Origin of the sequence: Acuticoccus sp. I52.16.1, from assembly GCF_022865125.1 — a bacterium.
Classification (GTDB): domain Bacteria; phylum Pseudomonadota; class Alphaproteobacteria; order Rhizobiales; family Amorphaceae; genus Acuticoccus.
Map to the genome: position 1 here is coordinate 1,653,397 of NZ_CP094828.1, position 19,376 is coordinate 1,672,772.

Sequence of the window (19,376 nt, forward strand, 5' to 3'; positions counted from 1 at the left end):
ACGGGGAGTTGCGCCGCGCTGCGGCCGCGCCACCCCTATAGCCAGACCGCCCGGCGCCCCATGTAGAGTGCGCCGGGTTCGCCGGCCGGAGGTCCCTTGATGCGCCGTCTCTTCCGCATCGAGACGCTGTTCGCGCTCGGCAAGTGGGCCGTGTCGCTGGCGCTCGCGTTCTTCCTCACCTCGCTCGGCAGCCTCATCATCGCCGACCTGCCCCAGGTCGAGCGCCCACCGCGCGTCGAAGAGTTCGTCGACGCGGAGGCCGCCGCGCGGCTCGACGCGGAGCTTTCCGCGCTGGGCGAGCGCATCGAGGCGCTGTCGACCGCCGCGGAGACCGGCCAACTCAACCTCGAGGCCGCGGAGGCCGATTCGGCGGCCGAACGCGAGACTTTCGCCGCCTGGATCCAGGCCCGGCGCGCCACCGGCGACGGCGTCCCGGAGGAAGACGTCGTCGTGCGCACGCGCCGCCTGGAGGAGGTGCGCCGCACCGAGCGCCAGGTCCGCGCCGACCTCGACGCCGCCCGCGGTGCGCTGCGCGAGGCGCAGGAGCGCACCGGCGACGTGACGCGCGACCGCGCCGCCCTGCTGACGGCCGCCGAGGCGCCCTACCAGCGCGCCCTGTTCCTGCGTCAGGCCCGCGTCTTCGGCCTGCGGCTGGCGTTGACCCTGCCTCTCCTGGTGGTGGGGCTGTGGGCCGTCGCCAAGCGGCGCAACTCGCCGCGCTGGCCGCTGTGGCGCGGCTTCGTCCTCTTCGCCGCGTTCGCCTTCTTCGTCGAGCTGGTGCCGTACCTGCCGAGTTATGGCGGCTACATCCACTACGGCGTCGGCGTCGTCATGACACTGGTGCTGGGGGCGTGGCTGGTGCGGGCCGCGCGCCGCCACCGCGAGCGACGGGCCGAGATCGTCGAGCGCTCGGAGGCCGAGCGGCGGCAGGCGATCCACTACGACGAGGCGGTGGTGAAGGCCGAGAAAGGCACCTGCCCGTCGTGCGACAACACGCTGCGCACCACCGACGGCGCGCCGGTGAACTTCTGCATCCATTGCGGGCTGAAGCTCTACGAGCCGTGCCCGCAGTGTGGCACGCGGCGCCTGGTCTTTTTCCCGTTCTGCATGTCGTGCGGCACCCATGTCGGCCCCGAGGAGGCGCGCGCCGCGATCTCGGACGCGCGCAAATAACGCCCATCCGCCGGGAACAGGACCCCGCGATCGTCGATTGGGTCTCCACAAGACTGACGGAGAAACCCAATGTGGAAGTCGATGATTTCTGTTGTGGCGCTCGTCGGTGCGGTCTCGACGGCGGCATGGGCCGACGAGACCAACGGGGACCGCGTGCGCCCCGAGCCCCAGAGAACCGGCAATGGCGCCGGTGTCCTGAAGGAGACCGGCGAGGCCGTCGGCGGGGCGCTCGACGCGACGGGCAACGCCGTGGCCAAGGGCACCCAGGCGGCGGGTGACGCGGTCGGCGACGTCGCCGAGAGCGGCACCACCAAGATCGACCGCGACAAGAAGCCCGACTGATCCGGTCACACCGGGCGTCAGTCGTGTCGCCTCAGAGTGTGTGCTGCCAGGGCGCGGGTACGAAAGCGTAGCCCTCGCCATCGCGGGCGACGTGGCCGAATCCTGGGAACGGCATGTGCATCCCGGCGACCATCATCCGCTCGCTGGCGGCCATGTCGAGCACGCGCCGGCGTGTGGCGACGGCCTCCTCGGGTGTGACGTCGAAGCCGATATAGATGCCGGGGTCGGCGAGTTGCACCGGGGCGATATGGGCGATGTCGCCCCAGATCAGCAGCGTGTCGTCGCCGCTGGCGATGCGGTAGCCGGTGTGGCCGGGCGTATGGCCGTAGAGCGCCACCGCGTCGACACCGTCGACGACCGTGACATCCTCCTCGAACGGGGTCAGGCGGCCCTCGTAGGCGTTCGCGACGGTCGTCGCGGCGGCGACCGTGCCGCGCTGCCGTTCGGGGATCTTCGACGCCTCGGCCGGATCGGTCCAGAAGGCCAGCTCCCGCGCCCTGATCACGAGCTCCGCATTGGGATAGGCCGCCGCGCCGGATGCGTCGGCGAGGCCGCCGATGTGATCGCCGTGCATGTGGGTGAGGAGGATGGTGTCGACGTCGCCGGGGGCGACACCGGCGGCGGCGAGATTGGCGGGCAGGTTGCCCAGCGTCGGCGCCATCTGCTTGGATCCGCCGGTGTCGACCAGGATGGTGCGATCGCCGGACTGCAACAGGAAGGCATTGATGGTCGCCGGGTAGGCGGCGGGCGGGTGGAAGGCCTTCTCCATCGCTTCTGCGAAGTCCGCCTCGGACATTTCCGGCAGCACGCCGGAATTGAAGGTCATGCCGCCGTCGGCGAGCGCGGTGACGACCCAGTCGCCCACGGTGAAGCGGCGGAAGGCGGGCGCCTGGGCGAGGCCGGTGGTGGCCGAACCGGACGCCTGCGCGCGCGCGGCTCGAAGCGGGAGGGTGCTCGCCGCGCCGGCCGCCGCGGCGACGGCCAGGAGGTGGCGGCGGTTGATCGACATGGTGGTCATGTTGGATCTCCTCGGATGGGGCGGCCGTGACCGGCCGTCTCGAACAAAAGCGCTACTGAAAATTGCATGCTATAGCAATTAACAATAGGTCGCAGTCCGGCGGCGGCCGCGGGGCGCGGCGCACCGGCGAGGCGCGGTGACACGTTGAATTCGGCACCGAGTTGCGCCAGGAGTGGGGCAGGAGAATTGCGCCCATGACCGACGAACGCCCGCCCCTCACCGAAGCGGCCAAGCGCGCCCTCGCCGAAGCACAGGCGCGTCGCGAGGCCGCGAACGAAGCGCCGCCCGCCCCGCGCGAACAGGGCGGCCGCGCCGGGCCGGAGCCCGTGCGCTTCGGGGATTGGGAAGTCAAAGGCATCGCCACCGACTTCTGACCGGGGCGGCCGTCGCCCCCGTCCGGCCGCTCACCAGGAGCCGGTGTTCTCCATCGACGACCACGGCTCGGCCGGGGCGAGGCTGTCGCCCTTCTGCAGCAGCTCGATGGAAATGTCGTCGGGCGATTTCACGAACGCCATCCGGCCGTCGCGCGGCGGGCGGTTGATGGTGACGCCGTTGTCCAGCAGGCGCTGGCAGGTGGCGTAGATATCGTCCACTCGGAAGGCGAGGTGGCCGAAGTTGCGGCCGCCGGAATAGTCCTCCGGGTCCCAGTTGTAGGTCAGCTCCAGCATCGGCGCCTTCTCGTCGCTCTGGGCACGGCCGAAGTCGTCCGGCGCGGCGAGGAAGATCAGCGTGTAGCGGCCTTTCTCGCTCTCCGTGCGGCGCACTTCGCGCAGGCCGAGCTTGTTGCAGTAGAAGTCGAGCGACGCGTCGACGTCCGTGATCCGGACCATGGTGTGAAGGTATTGCATGGGGTCTCCGCCTTCGAGAGTTGCCCCTGAACGTAGTTCAATCGCGCGTGAAGCCAACGCCGGGAGCGCCGTCGGCATACCTCGGAGTCAGCGAATGATACAGTTCTGCTCCTTGCAGGGCACGCTGGGGGTGACCTCCACCGGCCCGACCTCGTGCGCACGGTACCAATAGCGCTCCTTGGCCGGGTTCACGCCGAGCGCGCCCGAGACGCCGCCGCAGAAGAGCCCGCAGCGTTCCCCGGCGATGCGCGGAGCCGCGGTGACGATGCGGTCCTGGTGGATCACGTCCTGGCGCACGAACGTCGCCTGGGCGAGTTGCACCGGCGCGGCTGCCGGCGCCGCCGTCGAGAGACTGGCCGAACCGTTGCCGAACGCGCCCAGCAGCGCCGCGATGACGATCAGCCCCGCGACGGTGAGCACCGCCGGGACCCCCGCGGCGACGCGATGCAGCGTCGCGAGATGGTGACTGCGTTCCTGACCCACACCGTGCCCCCTCGTTGTCCTCGGCCCCTTCGTCCGCGAGATGCGGCAGAATGGCCCGGCAGCGCTTTCGAATGTGTGTACCCGGCGCCGCCCTCCCCCGGTCCCGCGCTCGCGGAAACATCGGCAGGATGAGCGAGAAGATCGTGCGGGAAGGGCCGGGGGCAACGCGCCGGCCGGCACAAGCTGTCATGCCGTCCCCGCCGGGAACCGATTGCGGCATGAAAAAGCGGCCGAACCCGCACGGGTTCGGCCGCTGATCGCGTCACAGCTGCGTCGGGTTTCAGCCGAAGACGTAGACGACCTGGCGCGAGTTGGGGTCCACCAGGACCGGCGTGCCGTTGATGTTGACGTAGCGGTAGGGCGACTCGGGCACCTCGTAGAGCACCACGTCGTCCGGCACGCCGACGCCGACGATCACCTCGCCGTCGAGGTAGATCGGGTCGACCGGGTGCTGTTCGACATAGACCACGGTCGGCTGGGCGATGTTGAAGGTCTCAGAGCCGCGCACGGCGCCTTCCTTCATGCCCTTGCCGAGGCCCTCGACACCGCCCGAGACGACGCCCACGGTGCCGCCGATCAGCGCGCCGGTGACGGCGCCGGCGGTGTTGCCGATGGCGTCGACGGTCTCGGCCGCGATCTCCGGCAGCAGGCCACGCTTCTCGGACACCACCACGGTCTCGCCGCTGGGCGCCGCGATGGTGAGATACTGCGAGTAGACGTAGCCGGACTTGCCACCGAAATCGACCTGACACCACGTCGTGTCGGTCACGCAGCCCTCGACCACGACCTCGTCACCGGCAGGAATAGTTTCGATGACGGAGTAGTTGCTGCCGGGGCCGGAGCGCAGGTTGAGGTCCGTCGTGACGGAACCGGCGGTCTGGGCGAAGGCGGCGGCCGGGATCAGCGTCGCGCTCAGAATCGTTGCGCGGAGTGCTGCTTTTCTCATGATATCCTCCTGTGGACCGACGGCAAACCGCGTCGGAGGCGGTTGAGTTCCGTCTCAAGTACAATATTGCGCAACGACGCAATAGACCGCGTTTTTCTTCCTACCAAGAGTTAAGAATCAGCGGCGGCGAGAGCCCAATCAGGGTTCCAGCTCGGTGTCCCAATAGAGGAAGTCGAGCCAGCTCTCGTGGAGGTAGTTGGGGGGGAAGAGGCGGCCGTTGTTGTGCAGATCCTGCACGGTGGGCCGGAAGGGGTCGTGCCGCGGGAACATCTCGGCCTGACGGCAGCTCTTGTTCCCCTTGCGCAGGTTGCACGGCGAGCACGCGGTGATGACGTTGTCCCACGTGGTGAGCCCGCCTTTGGAGCGGGGGATCAGGTGGTCGAACGTGAGGTCCTCGAGGGTGCCGCAATACTGGCACTCGAAGCGGTCGCGCAGGAAGACGTTGAAGCGGGTGAAGGCGGGGAACCGCGCGGGGCGGATGTAGGTCTTCAGCGAGACGACCGACGGCAGGCGCATCCGGAAGGAGGGGCTGCGCACCTCGTGGGTGTATTCGGAGACGATGTTCACCCGGTCGAGGAAGACGGCCTTGATAGCGTCCTGCCAGCACCAGAGAGACAGTGGATAATAACTCAGCGGTCGGTAGTCCGCGTTGAGCACCAGGGTGGGGTGCGCATCGGGATGAACCGCTGTGCTCATCCTACCAGGTCCGTCTTGATCGAATCAGGTGTCTCATGGCGCCGTTATCGTGCTCCAACGTGACGCCTATGTGAAGACCCAAGTGGCGACTCACCGCTGCGTCACCTTGGACAAGTGCGTCGCCAGGTGGTCGCCCGCCATGGCGAGGCCGTCCGGGTCGATCCCATGGCCGAGACCGGGGCGGAAGTGCCACTCCACGGGGATCCCCGCCTCACCCAGCGTCTGCGAGGCCTGCAACGTCATCCCGGCGGGAAGCACCTCGTCGTGCGTTCCGTGGATCAGCAGCGTCGGCGCCGGGTTCACCGCCCCGTCCGCCCCGGCACACAGGCCCGAGAAGCCGACCACCGCCGCGATGGGCGAGGACCGGCGATAGGCCACTTGCAGCGACATCATCGTCCCCTGGCTGAAGCCGACGAGCGCGAGGCGGCCGTCGTCGAGGCCGTAGCGGGCCAGCTCGGCGTCGATGTAGCGGTCGAGCGCGGGGGCCGCCGCCTCGACGCCGCGTTTGTACTCGGAAGGATCGCGCATCGTCAGCGGGAACCACTCGCGGCCGCCGTGCGCCATTCGGCCGGGTGCGTCGGGCGACAGGAAGAGTGCGTCCGGCAGCAGCGGCGCGAGCTGGTCGGCGAGGCCGATCAGGTCCGACCCGTCGGCGCCGTAGCCGTGGACGAACATGACGATCGCGGCCGGAGCCTTCCCGGACAATGGCGGTCTGCGGGGACCTGACAACGTCAAAGCGGTGCGCCCTCCGGAACGCTGGTCTTGGTGCGCGGCGCGGGCCGCCCGGTGCGGTAGTAGGCCCACATCAGCCGCGCGGCAACGGAGCGGTGCGGCGCCCACACCATGGCCATCGTGTCGAGCGCGGCCGGGGCCGGCTCCTGCGCCAGACCCAGGACACGCTGCGCGGCGCGGCGCACCGCGAGGTCGCCGACGGGGAAGATGTCCGGATGACCGGCGCAGAACATGAGGTAGAGGTCCGCGCTCCAGCGGCCGATGCCACGGATCGCCTCCAGCGCAGCGCGCGCCTCCTCGGCGGGGCGCTCGGCCAGCGTGTCGAGATCGAGGCCGGCGTCGACCGCTTCGGCGAGGGCGCGCACGGTCGCCGCCTTCTGGCGCGACAGGCCGGCCGCCCGCAGCGCCGGCTCGTCCACCGCGAGGATCGCCTCGGCGGTCAGCGGGTCGAACGTGGCGGCGACCTTGGCGTAGCAGGCGGCGGCGGACTGAGTGGAGAGCTGCTGGCCGGCGATGATGCGGCACATCCCCGCGAAGTCGCCCGGCAGCAGGCGCAGCGGGACATGGTCGACCGCGGCGCGCGCGGCGGCGATGCGCGGGTCGGCGGCGGCGAGCCGGTCGAGCGCGGCCGCGACGTCGGCCTCGGTGCGGATGCGGTCCATGGGCGCGAACTTACAGGCCCGGTAGCCTCGCGCAAGCGCCACGCGCGGCCGGCGCACATTGCTCTGGCCGTCATCGCCGCGAGCAGGCACAACAGACACGATGCTGCGCTTCGCTCCCACGCCCAACGGCCCGCTGCACCTCGGCCACGCGCTGAGCGTCCTCGCCAATGCGCACATGGCCGAGCGGCTGAACCGACCGCTGCAACTGCGCATGGAAGACATCGACGCCACCCGCTGCCGGCCCGAGTACGAGGACGAGATCCTCGCCGACATCGACTGGCTGGGTGTGGATTGGCAGCCGCCGCTTCGCCGGCAGAGCACCCGCTTTCCCCGCTATCGCGCCGCGCTGCAAGCACTCGACGCGCGCGGCCTCGTCTACCGCTCGTTCGCCACCCGGCGCGAGATCGCCTTCCATGCCCGCAACGTCGGTCTGGCGCGCGATCCGGACGGCGCGCCCCGTTTCGCCGGCGACGCGGCGGTGATCGGCGGCGCGGAGGCCAAGCGCCGGCGCGAGAGCGGGGCACCCTCCGCCTGGCGCCTGCACATGGCGCGCGCGGTGCAGGCGGTCGGCCGCCCCGGCTGGATCGAGATCGGTCCCGACGGCGCGTCACGCACACCCGCCGCGTTCGACCCCGCCGCCTGGGGCGATGTGGTGCTCGCCCGCAAGGAAACGCCGACGAGCTATCACCTCGCCGTGGTGGTCGACGACGCGGACGACGGCATCACCCACGTGGTGCGCGGCGCCGACCTCGTCGCCGCCACCGCCGTCCACCGCGTGTTGCAGGCGCTGCTCGGCCTTCCCGAACCGCTCTACCATCACCACGGCCTCATCCTGGGCGCGGACGGACGCAAGCTCTCCAAGTCGAACGGGGCGCTGAGCCTGGGGGCGATGCGCGCCGCCGGGTGGACCGCCGATGCGATCCGCCGCGAGGCCGTCGCCCGCGCGGTGCCGCCCGAGCCGCTGCCGCCATCGCCGTGAGCGCTACTCGACGACGAGCGCCAGCCAGAACATGAACGAGACGATGGAGCCGGCGGTCGTCAGCGTGATGGTGTTGGCCGACAGCGCCAGCCCGGTCTGAAAGCGGTTGGCGATGAGATAGGCGTTGACGCCCGTCGGGCACGCCGCCGACAGGACGAGAACCGCGGCCGGCAGCGGCGGCAACGCCACGACGTGCACCGCCAGCAGGTAGACGACCGCCGGCATCACCATCAGCTTGACCACGGAGAGGACGATCGCCGGCGCGACCGTGCCGCGAAGCCCGAAGCGGGGCAGCGCCATCCCCAGCGCCACCAGCGCCAGCGGGATCGCCGTGTCGGCCAGGCCGTCCACCAAGGTGCGCGGGACGCCGACGATCGGCAGGCCCGTGACCCGAACCGCGACGCCGATCAGGATGCCGATGACGAGCGGGTTCTTGATGAGTTGCCGCGCGACACGGCCCACTGCGGCAAAGAGGTTGAGCCGGCCCGCGGCGGACCCGTCGCGGTACTCCGCCACCTCGATGAGGAGGGCGGAGACGGTCATCATGAACGGCAGGTGCACCGAGATCAGGAAGAAGGCCGTCACCAGGCCCTGCTCGCCGAACGCCTGCGTCATCAGCGGCAGGCCGACCATGACGAGGTTGGAGAACGAGGCGGACATGCCGCCGATCACCCCGGCGCGCGCATCCCGCTTGAAGGCGCGCTCGGTGATGACGACGCCGATGGCGATGTTGATGAGGACGGACGAGAAGTAGACGCCCCAGAACGGCCAGGGCGAGATGTCCGGCAGCTCCATCGTACCGATCGCGCGGATGAGGAGCAGCGGGATGCCGAGCGTGAAGACGAAGTTCGACAGATGGTCGGCGACCTCCTCGCGCAGGACGCGCAGGACGATCGTCAGGTAGCCGATCGCGATGAACCCGAAGACCGGGAGGACCGTCGCGGCGAGGAGACCGAACGCCACCGCCGGCTAGAGCGGTGCCGAGCCGGCCGTTTCCGGCAGGCGGCACCGATGCGAGGGCAAGGCGGCTCGGCTCGACATGCAGGGTCCTAGAGGCGACGCTCCACCATCAGCGCCTTGATCTCGGCGATCGCCTCGGCCGGGTTGAGGCCCTTGGGGCAGGCGTTGGCGCAGTTCATGATCGTGTGGCAGCGGTAGAGGCGGAACGGGTCCTCCAGCTTGTCGAGCCGCTCGCCGGTGCGCTCGTCGCGGCTGTCGACGATCCAGCGGTGAGCCTGGAGCAGCGCGGCGGGGCCGAGATAGCGGTCGCCGTTCCACCAGTAGGACGGGCACGAGGTGGTGCAGCAGGCGCACAGGATGCACTCGTAGAGGCCGTTCAGCTTCTCACGGTCGTCGTGCGACTGGCGCCACTCCTTCTGCGGCTGCGGCGTGTCGGTCTTGAGCCAGGGCTCGATTTCACGGAGCTGCGCGTAGAAGTTGGTGAGGTCGGGCACGAGGTCACGCACGACGGGCATGTGCGGCAGCGGATAGAGCGTGACCGGGCCGTCGTCCTCGTCCATGCCGGTGGTGCAGGCGAGGTGGTTGCGGCCGTTGATGTTCATCGAACAGGACCCGCAGATGCCCTCGCGGCAGGACCGACGGAAGACCAAAGTCGGATCGATCTTGTTCTTGATGTAGAGGAGACCATCGAGGATCATGGGCCCACAATCGTCGGTGTCGACGTAGTAGGTGTCCATGCGGGGGTTCTCGTCCCCTTCCTCTTGCCAGCGGTAGACCCGGAACTCGCGCAGGTTCGTGGCACCGTCGGGCTTGGGCCACGTCTTGCCGGTCTTGATGCGGGAATTCTGCGGAAGCGTCAGCTGGACCATGTCTTCACTCTTATCGCTCGTCGCTCGTCGGGCGCCGCGCTCGGTCGACGGAGACCGAAGCGATCAGGCGCGGACGAGCAGCGCGTTCTCATCCGTCTCTCCAGCTAGCACATATCCTCTCTGGAACAACTCTGAAAGACAGTCTCTGGGCCAGAGCGCACGGTGCAGCGTCTCGATGACGACAGCCCGGGGCCAGCTTTCCGGCCCGGTGGCGTCGAAGTAGGGCATCAGGGCGTCCGCCTCGTAGCCCTCCACGTCGATCTTGATGGCGCTCGGCGCGCGGTCGAGCAATGCGGCGAGCGGGCGCACACGCACATTGCGCCCCGCGCGCGCCCCGTCGAAGGCGATGAGAGACGAGCGCCCGGCGTTGACGCTCTCGTAGAGCACCATCTCGCCCGCCGGGCCGACCGCATCGGCCGACACTGCGGCACGCCCCGTCAGGCCGTTGGCGGCGAGGTTGGCGACCTGACGCGCGCGCAGCTTGTCGAGCGGCTCGAACGTCGCCGCCGCGAGGCCCGGCACCGCTTGGAGCAGCGCCACCGTGTAGAGGCCGATGTTGGCGCCGATGTCGACGAAGAGGTCGCCCGGGCCGAGGTGGCCGGCCAGGAAGGCGCGCTCCTGCGCCTCCTCCAGGCGGCGCTTGTACCAGATGTCGAAGTCGACCTTGTTGTCGCGCGGGGCGAGGTGCCAGGCGAGACCCTCGACCTCCAGCGTCACCGGCCCGCGCGGCGCGTGGCGCTTGGCGAAGCGGCGCAGCGGGGTCTTCAGGCCGGGGAAACGGCGCACCCAGCGGGGGATTTGCGCGGTCGAGAGGCTCATGTGCCGCGCTCAGCCGGTCGCGCGCGGATGCGCGTCGCGCCAGGCGGCCAGGAGGGCGCGGTCGTCGACGGCGGTGTAGACCTGCGTGGTGGAGAGCCGTGCATGGCCCAGCAGCGCCTGGATCGACCGCAGGTCGCCACCGTGGGCGAGGATGTGCGTGGCGAAGGCGTGCCGCAGCGCGTGCGGCGTCGCGGTGTCCGGCAGCCCCAGCGCGTGCCGCCATGCCTCCACGGAGCGCTGCACGATACGGGGCGAGAGGCGCCCGCCCTTCTCGCCGCGGAAGAACGGCCCGTCGCAGAGCGCGAACGGCGCGGTCCGGCGGTAGGCGTCGACCAGCGTCGCGACACGCGGCAGCACCGGCACGTCGCGCTCCTTGCCGCCCTTGCCGCGGATGCGCAGGCGCGTGAGCGGCTCGGCGACGTCGGCGACGTCGAGCCCCGTCGCCTCGCCGACGCGCAGGCCGCAGCCGTAGAGCAGCCCCAGCACGGCGGCATCGCGCACGCTCGTCCAGTGCTCGCCGCTCTCCAGCATCGCCAGCGCTTCGGCCACCGGCACCGGGCGCGGCAGCCCGCGCGGCCTGGTGGGCGCGGCGACGGCCCGCACGGCCGCCGCGTTGACGCCGTGGCGGCGCTCGAGGTGGCTCATCATGGTGCGCACGGCGGCGAGGGCGCGGCCCATGGAGCGCGGCGAAAGCCCGGCGCGCCGCCGCTCGGCGAGGAAGGCCCGCACGTCCGCCGGCTTCAGCGCCGACAGCGCGCCGAGGTCCGCCGGCTCGCCGAGATGCTGGGCCAGGAAGGTGAGGAAGGCGCGCGTGTCGGCCTCATAGGCCTTGGCGGTGTTGGGCGAGAGGCCGCGCTCGGCGGTCAGCCCCGTCAACCACGCGGCGCGGATCGCCAGCAGCGCCGGATCGGCCGGCAGGCCGAGCGGCGCATCCGCCGCCACAGCCGGCGCCACGCCCGTCCCGCCGCGCGCCGGTGCGGTGCGGGGGGTTGGGGACGGTACCGCGGGGGTCGAGGTCTTGGCCATGACGGCGAGACTAGCCCGGCCGCGTTGCGAAAACCCCATCGCAACGAATAAAAATCGCACGGTCCGCGCAAGGGCAGCGCCGCTTTGCCGGCGCAGATCGTCACACTTTCTTATGCCGACGCCGCCACCGCCGCGGCAAAGCCCCGCGGCCGCGTCCTTACCCCTCCCCCTTCGCCGTTTTCGGCGGAAACGGCGGGCTCGCCGTGCCGTCCCGCGCCGCGGCCGGCGGCCGCGAAGGTGCGGCCCCGCGCCACCGTCGACGCCCTGCGCGATAAGGTGGGCTTCTATTTTCGCTCAACCTGTTTCAACACTGTTCCAATTCGAACGCGGCGCACGCGGGCGGGCCTTGTCGGCCGGCGCGAACGCCCCGCACATTCGGGTGACGAGAATTGGCCGACCCGCCCCGACGCGAGCCGGCGCAACGACAAGGCCGCATGCACGCCATGACAAGGTCCGCGACAGGGAGAGACAAGAATGAGTGACGTTAAGCTGACGGTGAACGGGCGGAAGATCGCCAAGACCGTCTCGGACCGCACCCTCCTCGTGACATTGCTGCGCGAGGAGCTTGGCCTGACCGGCACGCACGTGGGCTGCGACACCTCGCAGTGCGGCGCCTGCACCGTTCATATCGACGGGCAGGCGGTGAAATCGTGCACCGTGCTCGCGGCGCAGGTGAACGGCACGACCGTGACCACCATCGAAGGCCTCGCCGACGGCGCGACCCTGCATCCGATGCAGGAGGCGTTCCGCACCCATCACGGCCTGCAGTGCGGCTTCTGCACGCCGGGCATGATCATGATGGGCGTCGACATCGTGAACCGCCACCCCGAGGGGCTCGACGAGACGACGATCCGCAAGGAGCTGGAGGGCAACATCTGCCGTTGCACCGGCTACCACAACATCGTCAAGGCGATCGACGCCGCCGCCAAAGACATGCAGGGCGCCAAGCCCGCCATCGCCGCAGAATAAGAACCGGAGGGAAGAGCCATGGGAGCTGAAGGGATCGGCGCACGCGTGGTGCGCAAGGAAGACGGCCGGTTCATCACCGGCGCCGGCCAATATACCGACGACGTGTTCGACCGGCAGATGTCGGCCGCGGTGTTCGTGCGCTCGCCGCACGCCCACGCCCGGATCGTCTCGGTCGACACCGCGGCGGCCAAGGAGATGCCCGGCGTCGTCGACGTCATCCTCGGCCAGGACATCATCGACGCGGGCATCGGCAATCTCATCTGCGGCTGGGCGATCTCGTCCAAGGACGGCACGCCGATGAAGATGGCGCCGTACAACGTGATGGACCCCGGCGTGGTGCGCTATGTCGGCCAGCCGGTCGCCCTCGTCATCGCCGATACGCGCGCCGAGGCGGTGGACGCGGCCGAAGCGGTCGAGATCGAGTATGCCGAGGAGCCCGCGCTGACGGATTTCGGCAACTACTCTTCCGGCCCGGTGGTCCACCCCGGCACGGCGGACGACAACCTCATCTGCGACTGGCAGCTGGGCGACGAGGCGGCGACCGACGCCGCTTTCGCCGCCGCCGCCCATGTGGTCGAGCTCGACATCCGCAACAACCGCCTTGTGCCCTCGGCGATGGAGCCGCGCTCGGCCGTCGCCCACTACAACCGGGCCGAGGACCACACCACGCTGTGGACCACCAGCCAGAACCCGCACGTCGCCCGCCTCGTGATGTCGGCCTTCTACAACGTGGCGCCGGAGCACAAGCTGCGGGTGATCGCGCCCGACGTCGGCGGCGGCTTCGGCTCGAAGATCTACATCTACCCGGAAGAGATCGCCTGCTGCTACGCCTCCAAGCGGGTCGGCCGGCCGGTGAAGTGGACCGCCGACCGCACCGAGGCGTTCATGACCGACGCTCACGGCCGCGACCATGTCACCAAGGCCAAGATGGCCTTCGACGCCGACCACAAGATCACCGGCTTCAAGGTCGACACTATCGCCAACCTCGGCGCCTACATGTCGCTCTTCTCGTCCGCGACGCCGACCTATCTCTACGCGACGCTGCTGTCGGGCCAGTACGACATCTCGAACATCTACGCGAACGTGAAGCTGGTGTACTCCCACACCACCCCCGTCGACGCCTACCGCGGCGCCGGCCGGCCGGAGGCGACGTTCGTCGTGGAGCGGATCATGGAGACCGCGGCGCGGCAGTTCGGCGTGTCGCCGGTGGAGCTGCGGCGCAAGAACTTCATCACCGAGTTCCCGCACCAGACCCCGGTGCTGATGAACTACGACCCGTCCGACTTCAACGCCTTGATGGACAAGGCGCTGAAGGCGATCGACTATGACGGCTACCCGGCGCGCAAGGCCGAGTCGGAGCGGCGCGGCATGATGCGCGGCATCGGCTTCTCCTCCTACATCGAGGCGTGCGGCATCGCCCCCAGCCAGGCGGTCGGGTCGCTGGGCGCGGGCGTCGGGCTCTGGGAGTCGGCGGAGATCCGCGTCAATCCGGTCGGCACCATCGAGGTGCTGACCGGCTGCCACAGCCACGGCCAGTCCCACGAGACGACCTACGCGCAGATCGTCGCCCACCGCTTCGGCGTGCCGATGTCCAACGTCTCCATCGTCCACGGCGACACCGACAAGGTGCAGTTCGGGATGGGCACCTACGGCTCGCGCTCCGGCCCGGTCGGCGGCGGCGCGATCGCCAAGGCGCTCGACAAGGTGGAGGCCAAGGCCAAGCTCCTCGCCGCCCATCTGCTGGAGGCCGACGCCGGCGACATCGAGCTGTCCGGCGGCGAACTGAAGGTCGCCGGCACCGACAAGAAACTCGCCTGGCACGAGGTCTGCCTCGCCGCCTACACCGCTCACAACCTGCCCGAGGGGATGGAGCCCGGCCTCAAGGAGACCTCGTTCTACGACCCGGCCAACTTCACCTTCCCCGCCGGCACCTTCATCTGCGAAGTCGAGGTGGACCCCGGCACCGGCGTCACCACCATCGTCCATTTCGTCGCGGTGGACGACTTCGGCATCATCATCAACCCGATGGTGGTCGAAGGCCAGGTGCACGGCGGCCTCGCCCAGGGCATCGGCCAGGCACTCCTGGAAGGCTGCGTCTACGACGACGACGGCCAGCTCCTGACCGCCTCCTACATGGACTATTGCGTGCCGCGGGCGGACGACCTGCCCTCCTTCGGCCTCGACCATCTGGAGGTCCCCAACCCCAACAACCCGCTGGGCGTGAAGGGTTGCGGCGAAGCGGGCGCGATCGGGGCCCCGCCGGCGGTGATCAATGCGATCACCGACGCGATCGGCACCAACGACCTGCAGATGCCGGCGACGCCCGAGAAGGTGTGGCGGGCGATCCAGTCCACCCGCGTGCCGATGGCGGCCGAGTAGCGGGCCGGGGGCGGGTCCTCCCCGCCCCGCGACACCGGGGGGCCGGCGCTGCGTGCGGTCGCCCCGGTGACGGCACGACAGCGACACGAGACGGCGCGGCCGAACGCGCCGAAGGGTTAAAGGAAACGAACCGCCGCCCATGCAGGCGGGGTCGCCCACGGGGCAAGGACAGACATGTACGCAACGACTTACTATGCCGCGACGAGCCTCGACGATGCCGTCGCCAAGCTGAAGAGCGACGAGGACGCCAAATTCCTCGCCGGCGGTCAGACCCTGATCGCCACCATGAAGCAGCGGCTCGCCGCCCCCACCATCCTGATCGACGTCACCAAGATCCCCGAGCTGAAGGGCATCGCGGTGGAGGGCGACCGCCTGGTGATCGGCGCGGCGTCGAAGCACAGCGAAGTGTCGATGTCGTCGGTGGTGAAAGGGGCGATCCCGTCGCTCTCCGGCCTCGCCGCGACCATCGGCGACCCGGCGGTGCGCAATATGGGCACTATGGGCGGCTCGCTCGCCAACAACGACCCGGCGGCGGACTATCCCGCGGCGGCCATGGCCCTCGACGCGATCTTCACCACCACGAAGGGCACCTATTCGGCGGCCGACTTCTTCACCGGCATCTTCGAGACCGCGCTCGCCGAGGACGAGATCCTCGTCAAGATCTCCTACCAGGTGCCGCGCAAGGCGGCCTACGAGAAGTTCCGCAACCAGGCCTCGCGCTATTCGCTCTGCTCGGTGTTCGTCGCCCAGCTCGCCGATGGTCCGCGCGTCGCCGTGACCGGCTCCGGCAACAACGGCGTCTTCCGCGTGCCGGAAATGGAAGCGGCCCTCGCCGCCGACTGGTCGCCGGCCGCCGTCACCTCGGTGAAGATCGACCCGGACACGATGCTGTCCGACATGCACGGCTCGGCCGAGTACCGCGCGCACCTGGTGCCCGTGCTCGCCGGACGTGCCGTGACGAAAGCGGGCTGACGCCGGACCCCGGCCTGCCGCGTACCGGCGGAAAGCTCGGCGGGGGTTTGCCTCCCCCTCCCTCGCCGCCGGGCGGGCGTCGTGCCGGCGGCGATTGCGCGGTGCCTCAGGCGACGTGACGCGACAGGCCGAGGCGCTTCATCTTGCGGTGCAACGTGGCGCGGCTGGTGCCGAGGAGGCGGGCGGCGGCGGACACGTTGCCGTGCGAGCGGGTCAGCGCGGCCCGCAACGCGCGGCGCTCGGCGGCGACGAAGTCGGCCGGGCTGTCGTCGCCGTCGAGAAGGTCGGAGGCGAGGCGGCCGCTCTTGATCCACTGGTCGTCGATCCCGAGCGACCGGCGGGCGGCGCTGCTGGCGCCCAGCACCACGTCGTCCCGGTCCACCGCCAGCAGGCCGTGCCGTGCGCCGGTCGCCGGGACCAGCAGGATCCGGGCACCGGAGAAGGCGGTGCGGAACAGCGTGGTTTCGATCTGCATCGCGGCCTCGCGCGCCGCGCTCAGGTAGACGTTGAGGTAGGGGGCGGACATGTCGTCCCGCGCGGAGGAGATGTCGAGCGCGCCGACGATCCGGCCGCGGTGGTCGGCGATCGGCGCCGTGGCACAGCTGAGGCTGGTGTTCATGGTCAGGAAGTGGCGGTCGCGAAAGATGCCGACCGGGCGCGTCTCGGCCAGCGCGGTGCCGATCCCGTTGGTGCCGACGCTCGCCTCGTCCCACAGCGCGCCGGCACTGAGGCCCAGCGCCTCGAAGTCGTCGTCGTCGCCGGGGCGGCCGCGGCGTTCCAGCGCCAGGCCGGTATCGTCGGTCAGGACGACGCAGCAGCCGCAATGGCCGAACACGTCGAACAGGCGGTCGAGTTCGGTGCGCGCGGCGGCCACGAGCGCGGCGGACCGGTCGATCGCGCGGGCGAGGGCGACCTGCTCGAGGCGCGGGGGGCGGCGCACGACCTCCGGGTCGAGGCCGTGAAGGGTCACGCACCGGCGCCAGGACGTGGCGTAGGCGGCGTGGTGGTCACTGGCAGTCACGGCGGCCCACACACGGTCCGCGTGCTTCATGTCCTCTCCCTCGTGCCCTGGCACGGTTCCATGATGCCACCACCCGCGGCCGCCGCAATATGCGACGAAAGTGCCGCCCGCGCTCACCCGCCCGGCGCGTTGGCGATCCAGTGGCGGGCGATCTCGTCCCGCCGCGCGATCCAGCCGGTGCCCCGCTCGGCGAGCCCTTGCAGGATCGCCTGTAGACCGCCGATGCGCGCCGGCCGGCCGATGGTGCGCAGGTGCAGTCCGACCGACATCATCCGCGGCGCCTCGTCCGCCTCGCCGGCCAGCCAGTCGAACGCGGCCAGCACGTAGGACGAAAAGTCGTCGCCGCTGACGAAGGCGCTGCCGGGGCGGAAGCGCATGTCGTTGGTGTCGAACGCATAGGGGAGCACCAGGTGGCGCCTGCCGGCGACCATCTTGAAGTAGGGCAAGTCGTCGTCGTAGGCGTCCGAATCGTAGAGGAAGCCGCCGTGCTCGACCAAGAGCCGGCGGGTGTCGAGCGACGACGCCGAGCGCGTGTGCCACCCCACCGGCGGCACGCCGCAGACCTCGGCGATGGTGTCGTAGGTGCGGGCGATCGCCTCTCGCTCGGCCGCCTCCTCCATCCCCGCGTGCCGCTCCCAGCGCCAGCCGTGGCAGCTCACCTCGTAGCCGCGGGCGACGGCGTCCTGCGCCAGCCACGGCGAACGCTCCACCGCGCGGCCGCAGGAGGAGACCGTGGGCTTGGCGCCGAACCGGTCGAACACACCGGCGATGCGCCACCAGGCGGCGCGCGTGCCGTAGGCGAAGTGGCTTTCGGTACAAAGGTCCGGCAACGGGCCGACGTCGTCGATCGCCTCGTGCACCAGCTCGTTGCGGTGATCGCCGTCGCCGACGGCATACTCGCCGCCTTCCTCGTTGTTGATGACGAACGAGACCGCCACCTTGGCCCCGCCCGGCCACCCCACCTTCGGCGGCTTGCCGCCGTATCCGAAGAGATCGCGCCGGTCTTCACCCATCGTCGCCCCGCTCATGCCGAAAGTCCGAAGAGGCGGCCCCAGCCGCTCACCACCGACGGGTCCCGTCCCGCCCGGCGCAGCGCACCCCACAGCGCCGTGGCGGTGGTGTCGAGCACGGGAATGCCGGTGGCGGCCTCCACCGCCGCCGCCACCGGTGCGCCGCGCATGTTGGTGCAGTAGACGCCGATCGCGTCGGGCCGCGCCTGCGCCACGTCGCGGCACATCGCCTCGACCGTTGCCTCCGTGACGGTGGCGAAGGCGTAGTTCTCCGAAATGTCGAGCTTGCGGTCGGCGACACAGTCGACCCCGCCGGTGCGGTAATTGGCGATGATCCTGTCCTGCACGTCCCCGGTGTAGGGCGATACGAGGCCGAAGGTCTTCGCACCGAGGAGGCCGAGCGCCTCGTTCAGCGCCAGCACCGCGGTGGAGGCGGCGATGCCGGTGCGGCGGGTGATCTCCTCGCACAGCGCCGCGTCCCGGTCGAACCCCAGCCAGCCGGCGGACGTCCCGTTCCAGACGATGACGTCGACCTTCGCGTCCGCCAGGAGGTCCGCCGCGGCCAGCATCGGCTCCATGTCGAACTGGCCGAGGGCGCTGTCGCTCAGCGCGATCTCGAGCACCCGGAAGCGAGCGAAGTGCGCACTGACGCCCGCGACGCCGGCCAGCATGGCGGCCGTCAGCGGTTCCAGCACGGTGTTGGAGGACGGGGTCAGCATCCCGATCCGTAGGGCGGTGTCGTTCACGATGGATCCTTGCTGGCGTCGCGGCGCAGCACGGCGGCGACGGTCTGGCCGGTGTGGATGAGGTGCGCGCGCCAGATTCGGCCGGCGTCGGCGGCGTTGCGGCGGCGCACCGCGTCGATGAGGTCTTCGTGCTCGTCCATCGCCTGCTCCCAGCGGTGCCGGTCGAGGATGGCCATATACCGTCCGCGCTTGGCGCGCAGCATCAGCCCGCGGTGGACCGAGATCAGCACGTCGTTGCCGGTGGCCGCGATGATCGTCTCGTGGATCAGGCTGTTGAGCGCGAAATAACGGTCGAGGTCCTCGGTGGCGAAGCGCTCGCGCATCTCCAGGTGCAGCGCCTCCAGCCGCGCGAGGCCGGCGGGGGTCATGCGCTCGGTGGCCAGCTCCGCCGCGATGCTCTCCAGGCCGGCCAGTACCTCGAAGAGCTGCGTGGCCTCGGCCTCGGTGAAGGGACGCACGCGCCCGCCGCGGTTCTGGCTGAGGTCGATCAGCCCGTCGATCTCGAGGAGCTTCAGCGCCTCGCGCAGCGGCGTTCGCGAGACGCCCAGCTCCGCGCAGATGGCCCGCTCGACGATGCGTGCCCCCGGCCCCAGCTCGCCGCGCACGATCCGGCCGCGCAATGCCTCGAGCACCCGCTGCGCGGCCGGCGCACCGTCGGCGGTCTCTTCCGGGGAGTGGGGCGTGGCGTCTGGCATCGGCGGACCGTCGTTGTCGTGGAGGTGCGGC

The 19,376-nt window shown here is 70.4% G+C and carries 22 protein-coding genes; 7 read left to right on the top strand and 15 right to left on the bottom strand.

The features are described from left to right. Positions 1-99 precede the first annotated feature (99 nt). Both MRB58_RS07465 and MRB58_RS07470 read left to right on the top strand, forming a co-directional pair. A complete protein-coding gene (locus tag MRB58_RS07465) occupies positions 100-1,173 on the top strand; it encodes a zinc ribbon domain-containing protein (protein WP_244781099.1) in 1,074 nt (357 codons plus the stop codon). Positions 1,174-1,242: 69 nt separating this feature from the next. Next, positions 1,243-1,515 (top strand): hypothetical protein, encoded by a 273-nt coding sequence (locus MRB58_RS07470; protein ID WP_244781100.1) that lies wholly within the window; start codon positions 1,243-1,245, stop codon positions 1,513-1,515. A 31-nt stretch (positions 1,516-1,546) separates the two neighbouring features. On the opposite strand, the gene MRB58_RS07475 is transcribed toward MRB58_RS07470, so the two are convergent. Then, entirely contained in the window at positions 1,547-2,533 is a 987-nt protein-coding gene (locus MRB58_RS07475) for an MBL fold metallo-hydrolase (protein WP_244781101.1), read from the bottom strand. A gap of 194 nt (positions 2,534-2,727) precedes the next feature. On the opposite strand from MRB58_RS07475, the gene MRB58_RS07480 reads away from it, so the two are divergent. After that, the gene (locus tag MRB58_RS07480) at positions 2,728-2,907 is read left to right on the top strand and encodes a DUF1674 domain-containing protein (RefSeq protein WP_244781102.1); all 180 of its coding nucleotides are present in this window, start codon (positions 2,728-2,730) and stop codon (positions 2,905-2,907) included. A gap of 30 nt (positions 2,908-2,937) precedes the next feature. Here MRB58_RS07480 and MRB58_RS07485 read toward each other — a convergent pair whose 3' ends face one another. From MRB58_RS07485 to MRB58_RS07510, 6 genes are all read right to left on the bottom strand, one after another. Continuing rightward, a complete protein-coding gene (locus MRB58_RS07485; protein ID WP_244781103.1) occupies positions 2,938-3,381 on the bottom strand; it encodes a VOC family protein in 444 nt (147 codons plus the stop codon). A gap of 87 nt (positions 3,382-3,468) precedes the next feature. Beyond that, positions 3,469-3,864: a hypothetical protein gene (locus MRB58_RS07490; protein ID WP_244781104.1), complete on the bottom strand. Its 396-nt coding sequence runs from the start codon at positions 3,862-3,864 to the stop codon at positions 3,469-3,471. A gap of 280 nt (positions 3,865-4,144) precedes the next feature. Next, positions 4,145-4,810, bottom strand: a complete 666-nt coding sequence (locus MRB58_RS07495; protein WP_244781105.1) for a DUF1236 domain-containing protein — start codon at positions 4,808-4,810, stop codon at positions 4,145-4,147. 138 nt (positions 4,811-4,948) lie between these two features. Beyond that, positions 4,949-5,506 carry an HNH endonuclease gene (locus tag MRB58_RS07500; protein ID WP_244781106.1) on the bottom strand — a complete coding sequence of 186 codons (558 nt, stop codon included), beginning with the start codon at positions 5,504-5,506 and terminating at the stop codon, positions 4,949-4,951. Positions 5,507-5,596: 90 nt separating this feature from the next. After that, on the bottom strand, positions 5,597-6,211 hold the full coding sequence (locus MRB58_RS07505; protein WP_244781107.1) for an alpha/beta hydrolase: 615 nt from the start codon (positions 6,209-6,211) through the stop codon (positions 5,597-5,599). A 26-nt stretch (positions 6,212-6,237) separates the two neighbouring features. Further along, the gene (locus tag MRB58_RS07510; protein WP_244781108.1) at positions 6,238-6,900 is read right to left on the bottom strand and encodes a DNA-3-methyladenine glycosylase; all 663 of its coding nucleotides are present in this window, start codon (positions 6,898-6,900) and stop codon (positions 6,238-6,240) included. 100 nt (positions 6,901-7,000) lie between these two features. Here MRB58_RS07510 and gluQRS point away from each other — a divergent pair, with 100 nt between their 5' ends. Further along, positions 7,001-7,879 carry a tRNA glutamyl-Q(34) synthetase GluQRS gene (gene gluQRS / locus MRB58_RS07515; RefSeq protein WP_244781109.1) on the top strand — a complete coding sequence of 293 codons (879 nt, stop codon included), beginning with the start codon at positions 7,001-7,003 and terminating at the stop codon, positions 7,877-7,879. Positions 7,880-7,882: 3 nt separating this feature from the next. Here gluQRS and MRB58_RS07520 read toward each other — a convergent pair whose 3' ends face one another. The 4 genes from MRB58_RS07520 to MRB58_RS07535 all read right to left on the bottom strand — a co-directional run bounded on the left by MRB58_RS07520 (position 7,883) and on the right by MRB58_RS07535 (position 11,481). Further along, positions 7,883-8,842, bottom strand: coding sequence for an AEC family transporter (locus MRB58_RS07520; protein WP_244781110.1), 960 nt, complete (start codon positions 8,840-8,842; stop codon positions 7,883-7,885). Between the two features lie 86 nt (positions 8,843-8,928). After that, complete coding sequence (locus MRB58_RS07525) at positions 8,929-9,708, bottom strand: succinate dehydrogenase iron-sulfur subunit (protein WP_244781111.1); 780 nt, start codon at positions 9,706-9,708, stop codon at positions 8,929-8,931. Between the two features lie 63 nt (positions 9,709-9,771). Further along, entirely contained in the window at positions 9,772-10,527 is a 756-nt protein-coding gene (locus MRB58_RS07530; protein WP_244781112.1) for an FkbM family methyltransferase, read from the bottom strand. Positions 10,528-10,536: 9 nt separating this feature from the next. Then, positions 10,537-11,481: a tyrosine recombinase XerC gene (locus tag MRB58_RS07535; protein ID WP_244781113.1), complete on the bottom strand. Its 945-nt coding sequence runs from the start codon at positions 11,479-11,481 to the stop codon at positions 10,537-10,539. Positions 11,482-12,027: 546 nt separating this feature from the next. On the opposite strand from MRB58_RS07535, the gene MRB58_RS07540 reads away from it, so the two are divergent. The 3 genes from MRB58_RS07540 (at position 12,028) to MRB58_RS07550 (ending at position 15,873) form a co-directional block, all read left to right on the top strand. Further along, a complete protein-coding gene (locus MRB58_RS07540) occupies positions 12,028-12,522 on the top strand; it encodes a (2Fe-2S)-binding protein (RefSeq protein WP_244781114.1) in 495 nt (164 codons plus the stop codon). Positions 12,523-12,540: 18 nt separating this feature from the next. Further along, the gene (locus MRB58_RS07545) at positions 12,541-14,901 is read left to right on the top strand and encodes a xanthine dehydrogenase family protein molybdopterin-binding subunit (protein WP_244781115.1); all 2,361 of its coding nucleotides are present in this window, start codon (positions 12,541-12,543) and stop codon (positions 14,899-14,901) included. A 174-nt stretch (positions 14,902-15,075) separates the two neighbouring features. Next, a complete protein-coding gene (locus MRB58_RS07550) occupies positions 15,076-15,873 on the top strand; it encodes a xanthine dehydrogenase family protein subunit M (RefSeq protein WP_244781116.1) in 798 nt (265 codons plus the stop codon). 106 nt (positions 15,874-15,979) lie between these two features. Here MRB58_RS07550 and MRB58_RS07555 read toward each other — a convergent pair whose 3' ends face one another. The 4 genes from MRB58_RS07555 to MRB58_RS07570 all read right to left on the bottom strand — a co-directional run bounded on the left by MRB58_RS07555 (position 15,980) and on the right by MRB58_RS07570 (position 19,345). Beyond that, positions 15,980-16,924, bottom strand: a complete 945-nt coding sequence (locus tag MRB58_RS07555; protein WP_244781117.1) for a GAF domain-containing protein — start codon at positions 16,922-16,924, stop codon at positions 15,980-15,982. 83 nt (positions 16,925-17,007) lie between these two features. Beyond that, entirely contained in the window at positions 17,008-17,922 is a 915-nt protein-coding gene (locus MRB58_RS07560; RefSeq protein WP_244781118.1) for a polysaccharide deacetylase family protein, read from the bottom strand. Next, positions 17,919-18,623, bottom strand: a complete 705-nt coding sequence (locus tag MRB58_RS07565; RefSeq protein WP_244781924.1) for an aspartate/glutamate racemase family protein — start codon at positions 18,621-18,623, stop codon at positions 17,919-17,921. Before MRB58_RS07565 ends, MRB58_RS07560 begins: the two co-directional genes overlap by 4 nt. A gap of 23 nt (positions 18,624-18,646) precedes the next feature. Continuing rightward, positions 18,647-19,345: a GntR family transcriptional regulator gene (locus tag MRB58_RS07570; RefSeq protein WP_244781119.1), complete on the bottom strand. Its 699-nt coding sequence runs from the start codon at positions 19,343-19,345 to the stop codon at positions 18,647-18,649. Between the last annotated feature and the right edge of the window lie 31 nt (positions 19,346-19,376).

What these genes read in the sequence shown, in the direction of transcription:
- MRB58_RS07465 (WP_244781099.1), top strand. Translation starts at nt 100, where the DNA reads ATGCGCCGTCTCTTCCGCATCGAGACGCTGTTCGCGCTCGGCAAGTGG.
- MRB58_RS07470 (WP_244781100.1), top strand. Translation starts at nt 1,243, where the DNA reads ATGTGGAAGTCGATGATTTCTGTTGTGGCGCTCGTCGGTGCGGTCTCG.
- MRB58_RS07475 (WP_244781101.1), bottom strand. Translation starts at nt 2,533, where the DNA reads ATGACCACCATGTCGATCAACCGCCGCCACCTCCTGGCCGTCGCCGCG.
- MRB58_RS07480 (WP_244781102.1), top strand. Translation starts at nt 2,728, where the DNA reads ATGACCGACGAACGCCCGCCCCTCACCGAAGCGGCCAAGCGCGCCCTC.
- MRB58_RS07485 (WP_244781103.1), bottom strand. Translation starts at nt 3,381, where the DNA reads ATGCAATACCTTCACACCATGGTCCGGATCACGGACGTCGACGCGTCG.
- MRB58_RS07495 (WP_244781105.1), bottom strand. Translation starts at nt 4,810, where the DNA reads ATGAGAAAAGCAGCACTCCGCGCAACGATTCTGAGCGCGACGCTGATC.
- MRB58_RS07500 (WP_244781106.1), bottom strand. Translation starts at nt 5,506, where the DNA reads ATGAGCACAGCGGTTCATCCCGATGCGCACCCCACCCTGGTGCTCAAC.
- MRB58_RS07510 (WP_244781108.1), bottom strand. Translation starts at nt 6,900, where the DNA reads ATGGACCGCATCCGCACCGAGGCCGACGTCGCGGCCGCGCTCGACCGG.
- gluQRS (WP_244781109.1), top strand. Translation starts at nt 7,001, where the DNA reads ATGCTGCGCTTCGCTCCCACGCCCAACGGCCCGCTGCACCTCGGCCAC.
- MRB58_RS07525 (WP_244781111.1), bottom strand. Translation starts at nt 9,708, where the DNA reads ATGGTCCAGCTGACGCTTCCGCAGAATTCCCGCATCAAGACCGGCAAG.
- MRB58_RS07530 (WP_244781112.1), bottom strand. Translation starts at nt 10,527, where the DNA reads ATGAGCCTCTCGACCGCGCAAATCCCCCGCTGGGTGCGCCGTTTCCCC.
- MRB58_RS07540 (WP_244781114.1), top strand. Translation starts at nt 12,028, where the DNA reads ATGAGTGACGTTAAGCTGACGGTGAACGGGCGGAAGATCGCCAAGACC.
- MRB58_RS07545 (WP_244781115.1), top strand. Translation starts at nt 12,541, where the DNA reads ATGGGAGCTGAAGGGATCGGCGCACGCGTGGTGCGCAAGGAAGACGGC.
- MRB58_RS07550 (WP_244781116.1), top strand. Translation starts at nt 15,076, where the DNA reads ATGTACGCAACGACTTACTATGCCGCGACGAGCCTCGACGATGCCGTC.
- MRB58_RS07555 (WP_244781117.1), bottom strand. Translation starts at nt 16,924, where the DNA reads ATGAAGCACGCGGACCGTGTGTGGGCCGCCGTGACTGCCAGTGACCAC.
- MRB58_RS07560 (WP_244781118.1), bottom strand. Translation starts at nt 17,922, where the DNA reads ATGAGCGGGGCGACGATGGGTGAAGACCGGCGCGATCTCTTCGGATAC.
- MRB58_RS07565 (WP_244781924.1), bottom strand. Translation starts at nt 18,623, where the DNA reads ATGCTGACCCCGTCCTCCAACACCGTGCTGGAACCGCTGACGGCCGCC.
- MRB58_RS07570 (WP_244781119.1), bottom strand. Translation starts at nt 19,345, where the DNA reads ATGCCAGACGCCACGCCCCACTCCCCGGAAGAGACCGCCGACGGTGCG.